Consider the following 13,947-nt stretch of genomic DNA (forward strand, 5'->3'; position numbering starts at 1 on the left):
CCACCGTCGCCGTCGAGGCAAAGCGCTGACCGAGGTGGCCGCGCAGGTACCACACCACGCCGCCTACGCGCTGCAACTGCGGCACGTACACGTTGAGGTACATCCGGTCGATGCACTCGCTTTCGAGCACGACGTGGTCGCGTAGAACATCGCACACACTGTGTGGTACCGTCATGTCTGGCTCCGGTCGTCCACGGGGTCTTCGGACCCCATTGAGCTTCGAGCTCGTACATCGCTGGGCTTGTCCCAGCCGGCTCGACCGGAGCCACCTTACCCCCTCAGCGCTCCGCAGTCACCCGTACTACTCGTCGGTCTGAGGCAGAGCCTCGTTAGTCATTCAGGTGGCAGGCGGACAGGCGTCCGCCGAGATCGCGCAGCACCGGCACTTCGGCGGCGCAGCGTGCGCTGGCATGCGGGCAGCGCGGATGGAAGGCGCAGCCGGTGGGCGGCGCCAGCGGGCTCGGCAACTCGCCGCGGATCGGCTGGTGGCAGGCGGTGCCGCCACCCAGCCGCGGCGCGTCGGCAAGCAGCGCGCGGGTATATGGGTGATTGGGCGCTGCGAACACCGTGCGGGCATCGCCGCTCTCGACGACGCGGCCCAGGTACATGATCGCGACGCGGTCGGACATGTGCTCCACCACCGCCAGGTTGTGGCTGATGAAGACGTAGGTCAGCCCATGCTCACGCCGCAGCGCCATGAACAGGTTGATGATTTGCGCCTGCACCGAGACATCGAGCGCGGACACGGCCTCATCGCAGATCAGCAGCCGCGGGCGCAGCGCCAGCGCACGGGCGATCGCCACGCGCTGGCGCTGGCCGCCGGAAAACTCGTGCGGATAGCGCTCGGCGTAGCTGGGGTCCAGCCCGACCTGCTGCAGCAGGTCGCCGGCCAGTTCCGTAGCCCGCGCGCGGCTGACCATGCGATGGTAGACCGCGCCCTCGGTAATGGCCTGGCCGATGCGCAGCCGCGGATTGAGCGAGGCATAGGGATTCTGGAACACCATCTGCACCGCGCGGTGATAGGCGGCCGATTCGACATCGGCGCGCCGCCCTTCCCACGCAATCTCGCCGCCGCTCTGCGGCAGCAGCCCGGCCAGCATGCGGCCCAGCGTGGACTTGCCGCAGCCGGACTCGCCGACCACGCCCAGCACCTCGCCCTTGCGCACCTGCAGCGAGACCTCGTTGACGGCATGCACCGCCTGCACCGGTTTGCCGGCCATGCGGCCCAGCAGGCCAGGCTTCAGCGAAAAGCGTTTCTGCAATTGGCGGGTTTCAAGCAGCACGGTCATGCCGACTCCAATGGATAAAAACAGCGCAGCGTGCGGCCGCGCACCACGGTTGCCGCGGGCGGCTCGCTGCAGGCCCCGCGCACGCGCGGACAGCGCGGCGCGAAGGCGCATCCCGGCGGCAGCGCCGCCAGTGCCGGCGCGGCGCCTGGAATCGCGCGCAGCGTGGCGCCACGCATTTCAGGCGTGGGCAATGAATCGAGCAGCCCGCGCGTGTACGGATGCAGCGGCCGCGCGATCACCTCGGCCACCGGCCCCTGCTCCACCACCCTGCCGGCGTACATCACGCAGACCCGGTCGACCAGGTCCTTGACCACGGCCAGGTCATGGCTGATCCAGATCGCCGCGGCGCCGGTCTCGCGCACCAGCTGCTTCATCTCGTACAGGATCTGCGCCTGGATGGTGACGTCGAGCGCCGTGGTAGGCTCGTCGGCAATGATCAGGTCGGGCCGGTTGATCAGCGCATTGGCAATCGCCACGCGCTGGCGCATGCCGCCGGACAGCTCGTGCGGGTAGGCACGCATGCGCTCCTGCGGTGCCGGGATGCCCACGCGCGCCAGCGCATCGACCGCCTGCGCATGTGCCTGCGCGCGGCTGCGGCGGTGGTGCACCCGCACGGTCTCGACCAGCTGGTCGCCGACGCGCATCACCGGGTTCAGCGACATCATCGGGTCCTGGAACACCATCGCGATGCGGTCGCCGCGCAACGCCCGCCACTGGCGCGGCGAGCACGCCAGCAGCTCCTGCCCCTTGAAGCGGACCGAGCCGCCGGTGACGCGCCCGGGCGGGTCCAGCAGGTTCATCAGCGAGAACGCCGTCACTGACTTGCCCGAACCGGACTCGCCGACGATGCCGAGAATTTCGCCCGGCTCCAGCGTGAACGAGACATCGTCGATGGCCTTCAATGCCTTGCGGCCGTTGGCCAATGCAAAGCTGGTGCTCAGCCCGGAGACTTCCAGTAGTGCCATGTCCGCCTCCCGGCCTCAGCCGTCCAGCCGCGGGTTCAGCACGCGGCGCAGGCGGTCGCCCACCAGGTTGATCGAGCCGATCAGCAGCACCAGGGCCACGCCCGGGAAAATGCTGATCCAGTACTTGTTCGACAGCATGTACTCGAAGCCGTTGGCGATCAGCATGCCGAGCGACGGCTGCGTGCGCGGCAGGCCGATGCCGAGGAAGCTCATGGTCGCTTCCAGCGTGATGGCATGCGCGATCTGCAGCGTGCCGGTCACGACCAGCGGCGCCATGCAGTTGGGCAGGATATGGCGGAACATCACACGCAGCGCCGGCAGCCCCTGGCCAAGCGCCGCCTCGACATACTCCTTGCGCCGCTCCACCTGCGCCGCGCCACGCACCGTGCGGGCAAAGTAAGCCCACTGCACGATCACCAGCGCCAGCAGCGTCTTGTCGACGCCCTGCCCCAGCACGGCCAGCAGGATCAGCGCCACCAGCACAGCCGGCAGGCTCAGCTGCAGGTCGACCACGCGCATGATCGCGGCATCGACGATGCCGCCGAAGTAAGCCGCCGCCAGGCCGACCGCGCTGCCGACCATCAGCGCCACCACCGCGCTGATCACGCCCACGCCCACACTGATGCGGATGCCATAGAAGATCGCGCTGACCAGGTCGCGGCCGGCGCCGTCGGTGCCGAGCCAGTAGTGCGTCTTGCCCTCATAGCCGGCGCTGCCGGGCGGCAGCTCGGAGTCGATCACCGACACCGTGGCCAGGTCATACGGGTTCTGCGGGCTGATGACATGGGCCAGCGCGGCGATCAACAGCAGGACCACGAGCAGCGCCAGTGCCGCCGCCGCGACGCGGTTGGCGACGAAGCGCCGCAGCAGCGAGGGCCGCGTGGAGGACGGGGTGATGGGCAGCGGCGCGTCAGGCGCGGCGCTCGCCGCCAGCGCCGGCACGGCAGTGTCAGGTTGGGATGCAGGCAGGGACATCGATCGGTTCTCGTTCGTTTTCCATGGTTTCTGTGGGGATGGATGCAGCCGGGCTCAGCCCGCCTTGTGGCGCAGCCGCGGATCGAGCACCACGTAGAGCAGGTCGACCACCAGGTTCAGCACCACGAACAGCACCAGCGTGACCAGCAGGTAGGCCACCACCACCGGGCGGTCCAGCGCCAGCACCGAATCGATGATCAGCTTGCCCATGCCCGGCCAGGAGAACACCGACTCGGTCACCACCGAGAAGGCAATCAGGTGTCCGAACTCCAGGCCCACCACGGTGATGATCGGGATCAGCACATTGGGCACCACATGTCGCAGCACCAGCCGCGCGCCGCCCACGCCCTTGGCGCGGGCAAACTTGATGTACTCCTGCCCCGCCACGTCGCGCGTGCCGGCTTCGGCCAGCCGCGCCACCAGCGAGATCTTGAACAGCGACAGCGTCAGCGCCGGCAGCAGCAGGAAGCGGATCCCTTCCCAGGTGGTCACCGACAGCGGCATGCCCAGCACGGTGCTGACCGGACCTCGCCCGCCGGATGGCAGCCAGCCCAGGTTCACCGAGAACACCAGGATGCCGATCATGCCGACCCAGAACGTCGGCATGACCACGCCGCCCAGGGAGACAGCCATCAGCGCGCGCGCCAGCCGGCTGCCCGGCCTGAGCCCGGCGAACACGCCCATCGGGATGCCGATGCCCAGCGACAGCAGCAGCGCGGTCACGGCCAGCTCCAGCGTGGCGGGCACGCGGCTGACGATCAGCTCGATCGCGGGACGGTTGTAGATAAAGGAATCGCCCAGGTCGCCGCGCAGCGCGCCCTCCATGAAGCGCAGGTATTGCTGCAGCACCGGCAGGTCCAGCCCGAGCGCGTGGCGCGCGTCGGCAATTTCCTGCTCGGTGGCGGTGGGGCTGACCAGCAGGTGGACCGGGTCGCCGATCAGGTTGACGGCGCAGAAGGTCAGCACCGACATCAGCCACAGCACGACAAGGCTTTGCAGCAGCCGCTTCAACAGGGTTTCGAGCATAGCGATCAGGACAGGAAGCGGTGAGTCAGGGTTGCGCCGCAGTGGTTGCTGCAGGCGCTGCGGGGCGGATGTTGCCGGCGTAGGTAAAGCCGTCGGCGCGCGGCTGCACTTCCAGTCCGGCGCGATACGCCCAGGCGGCGCGCAGGTGGTGCAGCGGCACGATGCCAGCGTCGGCGGCCAGCATGCCAGCGGCGCGGCGCTGCAACTGCTCGCGCGGCGCCGGCGCCATGGTGCGCATGGAGGTTTCGATCAGCGCGTCCAGCGCGGGATTGGCATAGCCGCTGCGGTTGTTCGCGCCCAGGCCGGCGGCCTTGTCCTGCGCATGCGCCACCGCCACCAGCGGTTCCAGCGAATCGCCGCTGACCGCGCCGATGCCGAGCAGGAAGGCGCTGAACTCAGGCTTGCCGCCCTCGCCGCCCGAGGTGGCGCGCGTGATGTAGACCGAGTACGGCAACGTGCGCACTTCGGTGCGGATGCCGGCGCGGGTCAGCATCTGGCCCACGGCCTCGCAGGTCTTGGCATCGTTCAGGTAGCGGTCGCTCGGGCAATGCAGCGTCAGGCGAAAGCCATCGGGATAGCCGGCCGCGATGAGCAGCCGGCGCACCTCGGCGGCATCGGCGCGCGGCGCGCGCACGTCCGGGGCAAAGCCGAAGAAACCTGCCGGCACCACCTGCCCGGCCGGCACCGAATCGCCCTTGGTCACGCGCGCCGCGATCAGGTCGCGGTCGATCGCGAGGCTGATGGCCTGGCGCACGCGCACGTCGCGCAACGGATTGGCGGGCAGCGGCCGGCCGGCGGCATCCTGCACATAGGGCGAGACCGCCCGCCCCTGGTCGAGCTGCAGGTAGTTCAGCATGTACGACGTCGCCGACACGGTGCGGATGCGGCCGTTGGTGCGCGCGAAGGCTTCGGCAATGCTGGCCGACGAGCCATCGACCACGTCCACCAGGCCCGACAGCAGCGCCGACGCACGCGCCGGCTCCTTGGGGATGAACTGGAACACCACCCGGTCCCACGGCTGCGCGCCGCCCCAGTAGCCGGGATTGCGCGCCAGCGTCAGCTGCTGGCCATGCTCCCACGCCACCAGCCGGTACGGGCCGGTGCCGATGCTCGCCCGGCCATGGGCGAAGTCCGCCTCGCGCACGCCCTGCCCCAGCCCGTGCGGCAGCATCGCCACCATGCCGATGTTCTGCGGCAGCACCGGGTTGGGCGTGCGGGTGCGCACCCGCAGCGTCAGCGGGCCCGTGGCCTCGACCGCCTCCACCGACTTCAGATAGGTGCGGAAGGTGCGTGCGCCGGGCAGCTTGCGTGCGCGCTCGATCGAATAGCGCGCGTCCTGCGCGGTGAACGGCGCGCCATTGCTGAACTTCACGCCCGGGCGCAGCTGGAATTCCCAGTTGTGGTCATCCAGCTGGCGCCAGCCGGTGGCCAGCAGCGGCACCGGGCGCAAGGCGTTGTCGAGGCCGACCAGGGTCTCATACACGTGGCCCCACAGGTTGCGGCCGGCGGCGTCGAGCACATGCGGGTCGGCAGCACTCACCTCGGTCTTGTAGCCGATGCGCAGGTCGGCGCCATGGGCCGGCCGACCGGCGTCCGCCAGTGCGGACAAGGCCAAGGCGAGCGCCAGCGCGGCTTGGGGGAATCTCGTTGATCGAAACATTGTTTCATTTACCGATACGATGTGTCGGAGAATAAAACATCCAGACGAGGTCAGTAACGAGGGTTTACCCGGCAAAAGAAGAAATGAGGACAAAAAAAGCGGCGCCGAAGCGCCGCTCTTGACCGGACCATGGTTACGCGATCGCGGCGTCAGCCGCCGGCATATCCCAACGCCCGCGACAGCGCCGCGGCCTCTTCCACCACCATCGCGACATGCCTGGCCAGCGCCTCAGGCGTGGTCCGGCTGGCCGGGCTGGCGATGCTCAGCGATGCCACCACCGCACCGCCGTGGTCGCGCAACGGCGCCGCCGCCGACACCGCATCGGCATCACGCTCGCCCAGCGACACGGCGTGCCCGGCGGCACGGATCGCGGCAAGTTCCTCGCGCAGTTGTTCGGCGGTAGCAATGGTGCGCTCGGTAAAGCGCTCCAGGTTCTGCGCGGCCACGGCGTCAACCACCTCGGGCGCGGCGAAAGCCAGCAGCAGCTTGCCCGAGGCGCCCACATGCAGCGGCCGCCGGTTGCCCACCTCGGTATGAACGCGCACCGATTGCGACGATTCGTGCCGCGCCACGCAGACCGATTCCAGCCCGTCGCGCACGCGCACGATCACGTTCTCGCCGCAGGCCGCGCCGATCGCCGCCAGCCGCGGCGCCACCACCTTGACCAGGTCGAACTGGTCGCGCGCGGCGTTGCCCACCAGCAAGGCGTTGTAGCTGAGCTTGTAGACCGCCGCCGCGGGCTCGCGCGCGATCATGCCGCGATGCTCCAGCGTGGCCAGCAAGCGAAAGGCGCGCGCCTTGGTCAGCCCCGCGCGGCGAGCCAGCTCGGTCACCCCCAGTGAAGGATGTTCTGCCACCAGCATCAGCAGGCCCAGCGCCTCGTCCACCGCGTCAACGATGTATGTCATCAAGTCTTCTTGTATTCAGAAATGTCCCATCGCGGATTGTAGCGGTCGGCGCCGGCATGATCCTCAGCAGGACCTGCGCGCGCCGCACTGGGAGGGCAAGGCACGCGCGGTGAACCGAGGCAGATGGTCCAGACGGTGAACGGATCCGCCGCGCTGCGATGCTGCGTCCAGCGGGTCTTGCACGAGGCGCACTGGTGCTCGCGCGTCTCGCACGGCACACCCGCGCCGACGCTGCGCCACTGTGCCTCGCCCAGCGCGCGCAGCGCCCCATGGCCGTCGGCGCAGCGCGCATCCAGCCGCAGCCGCTCGCAATGGCGGCACAGCACCTGCGGCGATACGTTGGCCGCGTCGGGCGCCTGCATGGATTCCGCCGCCAGGGGCAGTACCGCGGCCAGCGCATCGTCCATCTGCGCGGTCATGCCGACACGGCTGCGTGTGCGGTGCAACGCCGCCCAATACAACGCGCGCACCGCGTGCGAACCTTCGCGCATGGCCGCCGCGCGGCAGCGCTCCGCATGACGGTGCAGCGGCAGGCCGAACTCCGCCGCCGAGGCAAAGCACACCACCTGTGACCGACCCGCGCGATCTTCGATCCAGCGCTCGAACAGCGCTGCCAGGCAGGCATGGTAGGCACCTTCACCGTGGTTCGCTTCGCCACCGGCCTGCGCCAGCGCGAGCCGGTGCGCATGGCGGCTGAGCGCGCGCACTTCCTGCCTGAGTTCGCCCAGCACCGGCAGCAGACGCGCCGGCGAAGCGGTCCGCACACGATGTCCGGCTCCTGTTGGCAATGCGCTGGCGCGCTGGGTCTGGCTCACTGCTGCCTCCGGCTCACTGGAATCTTCGCTTGCCGTGCGACCCGGTGCGGGCCGCCAGTCGGCGCCAGCAGATTATAGGAGTGCGATTGTGCGCTACAAAAGCGGGTGGGTTCGCCGCCGACCGGCATTTGGTCTACTTGAGGCAGACGGCAACGCGCCGGCATGGGCGGCGCTCGCCTCCACCCCCACAGGAGATAGCGACATGGGCGTACTGAGCGGAATCCGCGTACTCGAATTCGAAGCCATCGGGCCGGGCCCGTTCGGCGCAATGCTGATGGCCGACATGGGCGCCGACGTGATCCGCGTCGACCGCCCCGTGGCCCCCGCCGACCTCGGCCCGAAGAAGAACGAGGGCGCCCGCCGCATCGACATCACCGGCCGCGGCCGGCGCTCGGTCACGCTGGACCTGAAGCAGCGCGCGGCGCTGGCGCTGATCGAGCGCGCCGACGTCGTGCTCGAAGGCTTCCGCCCCGGCACCATGGAACGCCTGGGCCTGGGGCCGGAGGTCGCGCTCGCGCGCAACCCGAAGCTGGTCTACGGGCGCATGACCGGCTGGGGCGCCTGCGTGGCGCCGGTGCTCGAGTTCAGCGAAGCGCCGCGGCACCCGCACCACGGCGCGCGCGGCAGCTTCATCGAGATTGACGGCGTGGTGCAGCCCGCGCCCGCGCCGCGTTTTCTCGGCACGCCGTCCGAGGTGCTGCGCGGCGCCCCCGAACGCGGCCAGCATGGCGCAGCCGCGCTGCGCGACTGGGGCTTCGACAGTGACGGCATCGCGCAACTCCGGGCCATGGGGCTTGGCGCGCTCGGGGCAAGCTGAGCCGCCGCTCCCTCCCTCCTTCCTGCTCTTCCCTTGCCGGCCGCACATGCGGCCGGCATCGTATCCGGCGCCTTGCACCCGCTCGGGGGCAGCGGTCTAGGGTAGACACTGATAGGACTATCCCGCCCCGCCCATTCCGGTGGGGGGTGCCGCCCCATCCCGTCCGCTACCTTGGTCGTACCCCGCCATTCCCACACCGTTGATCCATCGAGGCAAACGACATGCGCACCAAGACCTCCCTGATTGCATTCGCCCTGATCGCCTGCAGCGCCTGGAGCGCCACCAGCGGCGCGCAGACCTATCCGGCTCGCCCGATTACGCTGGTGGTGCCGGGGCCGCCCGGCGGCGCCACCGACACGCTCGCGCGCGCGCTGGCCGAAGAAATGGGCAAGCGCCTGGGCCAGACCATCATCGTCGACAACAAGCCCGGCGGCGCCGGCGTGATCGCGGTGCAGGCCATCACACGCGGCGCGCCTGACGGCTATACGATGCTGCTCAGCCATTCGGCGCCGCTGATCAATACGCCGCACTTGTACCGCAATGTGCAGTACGACGTGCGCCGCGACCTGTCCTTTGTCACCGAGCTGTGCGTCGGAATAGCCTGGGGCACTGCGCAATCGCGGGCGGACGATAAGGCCACGTGGCAACGCCCGGCATCGGCAAACCCTCACCCATCTGTTCCGCGCGGCATGCATGTGCTGCCTGCGCCCTGGCGCGCTCAAGGCAGGACCGCCGCCATGCCGGCGGTCCTGCCGGGCCGCTATCGCCGGGCCGGGGCTTCTGCCATACAATCGCGGCAACAGCTGACCGTTGCCGCGCCAGGGCTGGACGCCCTGGCGCCCGCGAGCCAGCGCAGCCGCTTGCATGGGCTTGCGCAGGCTTACCTATCCCGCCGCTCCGATGCCCCCCACGCCAGCCAACCCTCCGTCGCCACCCGGCAGCCAGCCCACCACGCTGCCCTCGCCGCCGTCGCGCCCGGCATCGCTGCGCAGCGCGGCGCGCGTGGTTGCGCGCGAACGGCTGCTGGCGCAGCTGACCGAGGCGCGCCGGCGGCGCTGCATCGTGCTGCAGGGACCGGCCGGCTACGGCAAGACCGCGCTGCTGAGCGCCTGGCGCCTTGACCTGCTGGCGCTGGGCTTCGACATGGCCGCGCTGGCGCTGGAACCCACCGACAACGAGCGCCAGCGCTGGCTCGACCGCGTGCTCGCCTGCCTGGCCGAGATCAGCCCCGACATTACCCGCGAGGCCGTGCTGCTGGCCGAACGCGGCACCGACGATGAAGCCGTCGAACGCGCCATCGTGGCGCTGGTGCGCGGCATCGGCGCTCATTCGCGTGAAGTGACGCTGGTGCTCGACGATGTGCATCACCTGGGCTCCGCACGCGTGTTGCAGCCGCTGCAATGGCTGCTCGACTACGCCCCGCCCAACTTCCACGTGGTACTCGCCACGCGCGCGGCGCTGCCGCTGTCGCTTGGGCGCCTGCGCGACCAGGGCCAGCTGCTGGAACTGGGCCAGCGCGACCTGCGCTTCACGCTGGCCGAATCGCAGCACTTCCTGCGGGCCCAGCTGGGCGAGATCAGCGCGCGCGATGCGCGCCTGCTGCACGAGCTGGCCGACGGCTGGGTCGCCGGCCTGCAGCTGTTCGCCGCGCACTGGAAGCGCAAGAAGGCCAGCGCCAGCGGCCCGACCTTCGCCAGCGGCCTGGTGCAGGCCAACGTGCAGGACGCCGGCGCCTTTGCCGAATATTTCGAGCGCGAAGTCCTGTCGCGGCTGGCGCCCGACGAAGCCGAACTGCTGGTGCGCGCGGCCGCGTGCGAACGCTTTACGGCATCGCTGTGCCAGGCGCTGGGCGAACAGGCGATGGGCGAGCACGAGGTGCTGGCCCTGCTGACGCGGCTGGAGCAAGAGAACCTCTTTATCACCCCCACTTCCGGCCCCGAACGCGAAGCCTGGTACCGCCTGCACCCGCTGCTGCGCGAAACCCTGGCCGAGCGCTTCCGCGCGCGCGGCGAGGCGCAGCGGCGCGCCATCCACGGGGCGGCCTGGCGCTGGTTCCGCGAACATCGCATGCTGGCCGAGGCGGTCCACCACGCCGTGCTCGCCGGCGATGCCGGCACCGCGGCCGAGCTGGTTGAACGCTATACCGACACCCTGATGGCGCGCGGCGAGGTACGCACGGCGCTGGGACTGCTGCGCCTGCTTCCCGCCAGCGAGATCCAGGCGCGTCCGGAACTGCGGCTGCTGGCGCTGCGCATGCAGATGCTCACGCGCGACCTCGACGGCTGTGCCGCGGCGGCCGACCGGCTCGAAGCCGATCTCGGACCCGCAATCGGTCCCGGCTACGCTTCGCTGCGCTACCGGCTGGCGCTGCTGCGCTTCAGCCTGGTGCTGCTGCGCGACGACACCGCCGGCGCGCTGGCGCTGCTGCCCGAGATCGAAGCCGCCCCGGCCGATATCGCGCCCTTCTACATGGGCTCGCGCAACAACCTGCTGTCGCTGCTGTACATGCACCTGGGCGACTACGAACGTGCGCGCGCGATCCACGCCGAGACGCCGCCGCTGCTGATCGACGGGGTGCCGCTGCTGGGCACCGCCAGCGGCATGCTCAACGGCCGCTGCCTGGCCGGGTTCAGCCACGCGATGGAAGGCAACGTGACGCAGGTCGAGCGGATCAGCCGCGACGTGCTGCGCGAAGCCGAGCTGGTGGGGCACGGCGGCGCCGGCGCCGAGCCGGAGTACTTTGCCGCCGCGCTGCTGGGCGAAGTGCTGTACGAGCACAACGACTTGGACGCCGCGCGCAAGCTGCTCGAAGACCGCGTCGACGTGCTGGAACGCGTCTCGATCCCCGATTCCGTGCTGCGCGTGCATACCGTACTGGCCGCGGCGCACTGGATCATCGGCCACCGGCTCGATGCCTTCGCGCAGCTGGAGCGCCTGGAGGACTATGGCACGCAGCAGGGCCTGGACCGGCTGGTGGCGCAGAGCCTGTCCAACCAGGTCCGCCTGCACCTGGCCAGCGGCGACATCGCCACGGCCGAAGCGGTGCTGGCCCGGCTCGACGCCATTGCCGCGCGCCACCGCGATGCGCCGCGCGGCTTCCTCGACGCCATCCACATGGTGACCGAGCGGGCCCACGTGATGGCCAGCCTGGCGCATGACGACCTGCGCGCCGCCTGGACGCGGCTGGCGCCGCTGATTGCCTACTGCGAAACGCGCGGCTGGCAGCGCCACGTGGCGCAGCTGCACATGCTGGCCGCGGGCGTCGCCATGCGCCGCGGCGATCCGGAGGGCGCGCACGGGCATGCGCTCGAAGGCTTGCGCCGCGGGCACCGGCTCGGGCTGATGCGCAGCCTGATCGATGCCTACCCGGGCGCGATGCGGCAGATCGAAGACATCGCCGGCATGCCCGGGCTCGACCCGGTGCTGGCGTTCTACATCGAGCGGCTGCAGCGGGCCATGCCGGAGCGGGCACCGGCCGGAGCGGCGGCAGCCGGCGCAGCGCCCGCGGGATTGGCAGAGGGCCGCACCGAAGAACTGAGCGACCGCGAGGCCGATGTGGTGCGCCTGCTCGGCCAGGCGCTGCCCAACAAGAAGATCGCGCGCACGCTGGGCCTGTCGCCGGAGACGGTGAAATGGCACCTGCGCAATATCTTCCGCAAGCTCGGCGTGAGCAGCCGCGACGAGGCGGTGGCGCGCGTGCGCGACCGCGAGCTTGGCCAGGGCAGCCAGCCGGCCGACGGGGGGCGCTGACACCCCTTCACGCGCACGAGAACGCGCCCTCCGCGGCGCACGCCTCACACCGGTCCTCCTCCCGACACCGGCCTCGTGCCCCCTACTCCCCTACTCCCCTACTCCCCTACTCCCCTACTCCCCTACTCCCTGCCCCCTTCCCGCCCGCGCAGCCCGCGCGCGGCAACCGCGCCCACCCCACCACCTGACGCGGGTGGTGTTCGCGCCCCCCTCCCCCCAGTACCTTAGCGACATGCCAGTGGCCCGGCCCGCAACCCGCCGGCGACCTGTGCCCGAACCGCCTTCCCATTTCCCAGAAAACTCGTCACGCCGCAGACCGCACGCCGCCGGCGCCAAGTTGCGGGCAGACATCCGGAGACCTCCATGGACATCCAACGCACCATCTTCCGCGACGACCACGAGATGTTCCGCACCACGGTGCGCCGCTTCCTTGAACGCGAATGCCTGCCCCGCCAGGCGGAGTGGGACAAGGCCGGCAAGGTCGACCGAGAGACCTGGCTCAAGGCCGGCCGCGAAGGGCTGCTGTGCGTGACGCTGCCGACCGAGTACGGCGGCGGCGGCGGCGACTTCGGCCACTCCGCCATCTTCAACGAAGAGCAGGCGCGCGTCGGCATCAGCGGCCCGGGCTTCGGCGTGCATTCCGACATCATCGCGCCGTACATCGCCCGCATCGGCAACGAGGAACAGAAGCAGCGCTGGCTGCCCAAGGTCTGCTCGGGCGAATACATCCTGGCGATCGGCATGACCGAACCCGGCACTGGCAGCGACCTCAAGGCCATCCGCACCACCGCGATCCGCGAGGGCGACGAATACGTCATCAACGGCAGCAAGACCTTCATCTCCAACGGCCTGAACGCCGACCTGATCATCATGGTCTGCAAGACCGACCCGGGCGCTGGCTCGCGCGGCGTCAGCCTGATCGTGGTCGAAGCCGACCGTGAAGGCTTCCGCCGCGGCCGCAAGCTCGACAAGGTCGGCCAGCATGCGCAGGACACCGCCGAACTGTTCTTCGACAACGTGCGCGTGCCGCTAGCCAACCTGCTCGGCGAAGAAGGCAAGGGCTTCGGCTACCTGATGGCCGAACTGCCGCAGGAACGCCTCTCGATCGCCATCAGCGCCGCGGCCAAGCTCGAAGCCTCGCTGGAGCACACGCTGGCCTACGTCAAGGACCGCAAGGCCTTCAACCAGACCGTGTGGGACTTCCAGAACACCAGGTTCAAGCTGGCCGACATCAAGGCGCAGGCGATCGCGGTGCGGCTGATGATCGACCACTACCTGGGCGAGCACATCCGCCGCCGCCTGACGCTGGAAGAAGCCGCAGTCGCCAAGCTGTACGCCACCGAGGCGCTGGGCCAGGCGCTGGACCAGATGGTGCAGCTGCACGGCGGATACGGCTACATGCTCGAGTTGAATCGCCCCGGGTATCGAGGAGGCTGTTTGGTTTAAGTTGATGCCGGCGCGGCAGCGGTGTAGCTGAGTTGCCGGTAGTAGTTTGCCTCAGCTTCAGCCGGCGGGATATAGCCGAGGTGTTCCATCAGGCGGTCGTTGTTGAACCAGGCCACCCATTCCAGGGTTGCAAGCTCTACGGCCTCACGGGATTTCCAGGGGCCGCGCTTGTGGATCAGTTCGGCCTTGTACAGGCCATTGATGGTCTCAGCCAGTGCGTTGTCGTAGGAGTCACCGCGGCTGCCGACCGACGGTTCAATGCCGGCTTCAGAAAGCCTCTCGGTATAGCGAATGCT

At 69.7% G+C, this 13,947-nt stretch carries 12 protein-coding genes; 4 read left to right on the forward strand and 8 right to left on the reverse strand.

Features of this window, described 5'->3' with window-relative positions; translation table 11 throughout:
• Positions 1–329: 329 nt before the first annotated feature.
• The 7 genes from K309_RS0131535 to K309_RS38145 all read right to left on the reverse strand — a co-directional run bounded on the left by K309_RS0131535 (position 330) and on the right by K309_RS38145 (position 7,638).
• A complete protein-coding gene (locus K309_RS0131535) occupies positions 330–1,289 on the reverse strand; it encodes an ABC transporter ATP-binding protein (protein ID WP_029050023.1) in 960 nt (319 codons plus the stop codon).
• A complete protein-coding gene (locus K309_RS0131540; protein WP_029050024.1) occupies positions 1,286–2,254 on the reverse strand; it encodes an ABC transporter ATP-binding protein in 969 nt (322 codons plus the stop codon). The genes K309_RS0131535 and K309_RS0131540 overlap by 4 nt, the downstream gene beginning before the upstream one ends.
• Positions 2,255–2,269: 15 nt before the next feature.
• Entirely contained in the window at positions 2,270–3,229 is a 960-nt protein-coding gene (locus K309_RS0131545) for an ABC transporter permease (RefSeq protein ID WP_029050025.1), read from the reverse strand.
• Between the two features lie 54 nt (positions 3,230–3,283).
• A complete protein-coding gene (locus K309_RS0131550) occupies positions 3,284–4,255 on the reverse strand; it encodes an ABC transporter permease (protein ID WP_029050026.1) in 972 nt (323 codons plus the stop codon).
• Between the two features lie 25 nt (positions 4,256–4,280).
• Positions 4,281–5,915, reverse strand: coding sequence for an ABC transporter substrate-binding protein (locus tag K309_RS0131555; RefSeq protein WP_029050027.1), 1,635 nt, complete (start codon positions 5,913–5,915; stop codon positions 4,281–4,283).
• Positions 5,916–6,064: 149 nt separating this feature from the next.
• Positions 6,065–6,823, reverse strand: coding sequence for an IclR family transcriptional regulator (locus K309_RS0131560; RefSeq protein ID WP_029050028.1), 759 nt, complete (start codon positions 6,821–6,823; stop codon positions 6,065–6,067).
• On the reverse strand, positions 6,823–7,638 hold the full coding sequence (locus K309_RS38145; protein ID WP_232232576.1) for a hypothetical protein: 816 nt from the start codon (positions 7,636–7,638) through the stop codon (positions 6,823–6,825). The genes K309_RS0131560 and K309_RS38145 overlap by 1 nt, the downstream gene beginning before the upstream one ends.
• A 202-nt stretch (positions 7,639–7,840) precedes the next feature.
• On the opposite strand from K309_RS38145, the gene K309_RS0131570 reads away from it, so the two are divergent.
• From K309_RS0131570 to K309_RS38160, 4 genes are all read left to right on the forward strand, one after another.
• A complete protein-coding gene (locus tag K309_RS0131570) occupies positions 7,841–8,455 on the forward strand; it encodes a CoA transferase (protein ID WP_029050029.1) in 615 nt (204 codons plus the stop codon).
• 221 nt (positions 8,456–8,676) lie between these two features.
• On the forward strand, positions 8,677–9,576 hold the full coding sequence (locus tag K309_RS43390; protein WP_232232577.1) for a Bug family tripartite tricarboxylate transporter substrate binding protein: 900 nt from the start codon (positions 8,677–8,679) through the stop codon (positions 9,574–9,576).
• 22 nt (positions 9,577–9,598) lie between these two features.
• Entirely contained in the window at positions 9,599–12,205 is a 2,607-nt protein-coding gene (locus K309_RS38155) for a winged helix-turn-helix domain-containing protein (protein ID WP_500784386.1), read from the forward strand.
• A 363-nt stretch (positions 12,206–12,568) separates the two neighbouring features.
• Positions 12,569–13,651, forward strand: coding sequence for an acyl-CoA dehydrogenase family protein (locus tag K309_RS38160; RefSeq protein ID WP_051320719.1), 1,083 nt, complete (start codon positions 12,569–12,571; stop codon positions 13,649–13,651).
• Here K309_RS38160 and K309_RS0131590 read toward each other — a convergent pair.
• The coding region (locus tag K309_RS0131590) for an integrase core domain-containing protein (RefSeq protein WP_029050030.1) at positions 13,648–13,947 on the reverse strand (300 nt) is incomplete at its 5' end. The genes K309_RS38160 and K309_RS0131590 overlap by 4 nt on opposite strands.

Origin of the sequence: Cupriavidus phytohabitans (assembly GCF_000426345.1) — a bacterium.
In the GTDB taxonomy this organism is placed as follows: Bacteria; Pseudomonadota; Gammaproteobacteria; order Burkholderiales; family Burkholderiaceae; genus Cupriavidus.

Bases quoted from the DNA above. Each gene is read 5' to 3' on its own strand.
- K309_RS0131535 (WP_029050023.1), bottom strand. From the start codon at position 1,289: ATGACCGTGCTGCTTGAAACCCGCCAATTGCAGAAACGCTTTTCGCTG.
- K309_RS0131540 (WP_029050024.1), bottom strand. From the start codon at position 2,254: ATGGCACTACTGGAAGTCTCCGGGCTGAGCACCAGCTTTGCATTGGCC.
- K309_RS0131545 (WP_029050025.1), bottom strand. From the start codon at position 3,229: ATGTCCCTGCCTGCATCCCAACCTGACACTGCCGTGCCGGCGCTGGCG.
- K309_RS0131550 (WP_029050026.1), bottom strand. From the start codon at position 4,255: ATGCTCGAAACCCTGTTGAAGCGGCTGCTGCAAAGCCTTGTCGTGCTG.
- K309_RS0131555 (WP_029050027.1), bottom strand. From the start codon at position 5,915: ATGTTTCGATCAACGAGATTCCCCCAAGCCGCGCTGGCGCTCGCCTTG.
- K309_RS0131560 (WP_029050028.1), bottom strand. From the start codon at position 6,823: ATGACATACATCGTTGACGCGGTGGACGAGGCGCTGGGCCTGCTGATG.
- K309_RS0131570 (WP_029050029.1), top strand. From the start codon at position 7,841: ATGGGCGTACTGAGCGGAATCCGCGTACTCGAATTCGAAGCCATCGGG.
- K309_RS43390 (WP_232232577.1), top strand. From the start codon at position 8,677: ATGCGCACCAAGACCTCCCTGATTGCATTCGCCCTGATCGCCTGCAGC.
- K309_RS38155 (WP_500784386.1), top strand. From the start codon at position 9,599: ATGGCCGCGCTGGCGCTGGAACCCACCGACAACGAGCGCCAGCGCTGG.
- K309_RS38160 (WP_051320719.1), top strand. From the start codon at position 12,569: ATGGACATCCAACGCACCATCTTCCGCGACGACCACGAGATGTTCCGC.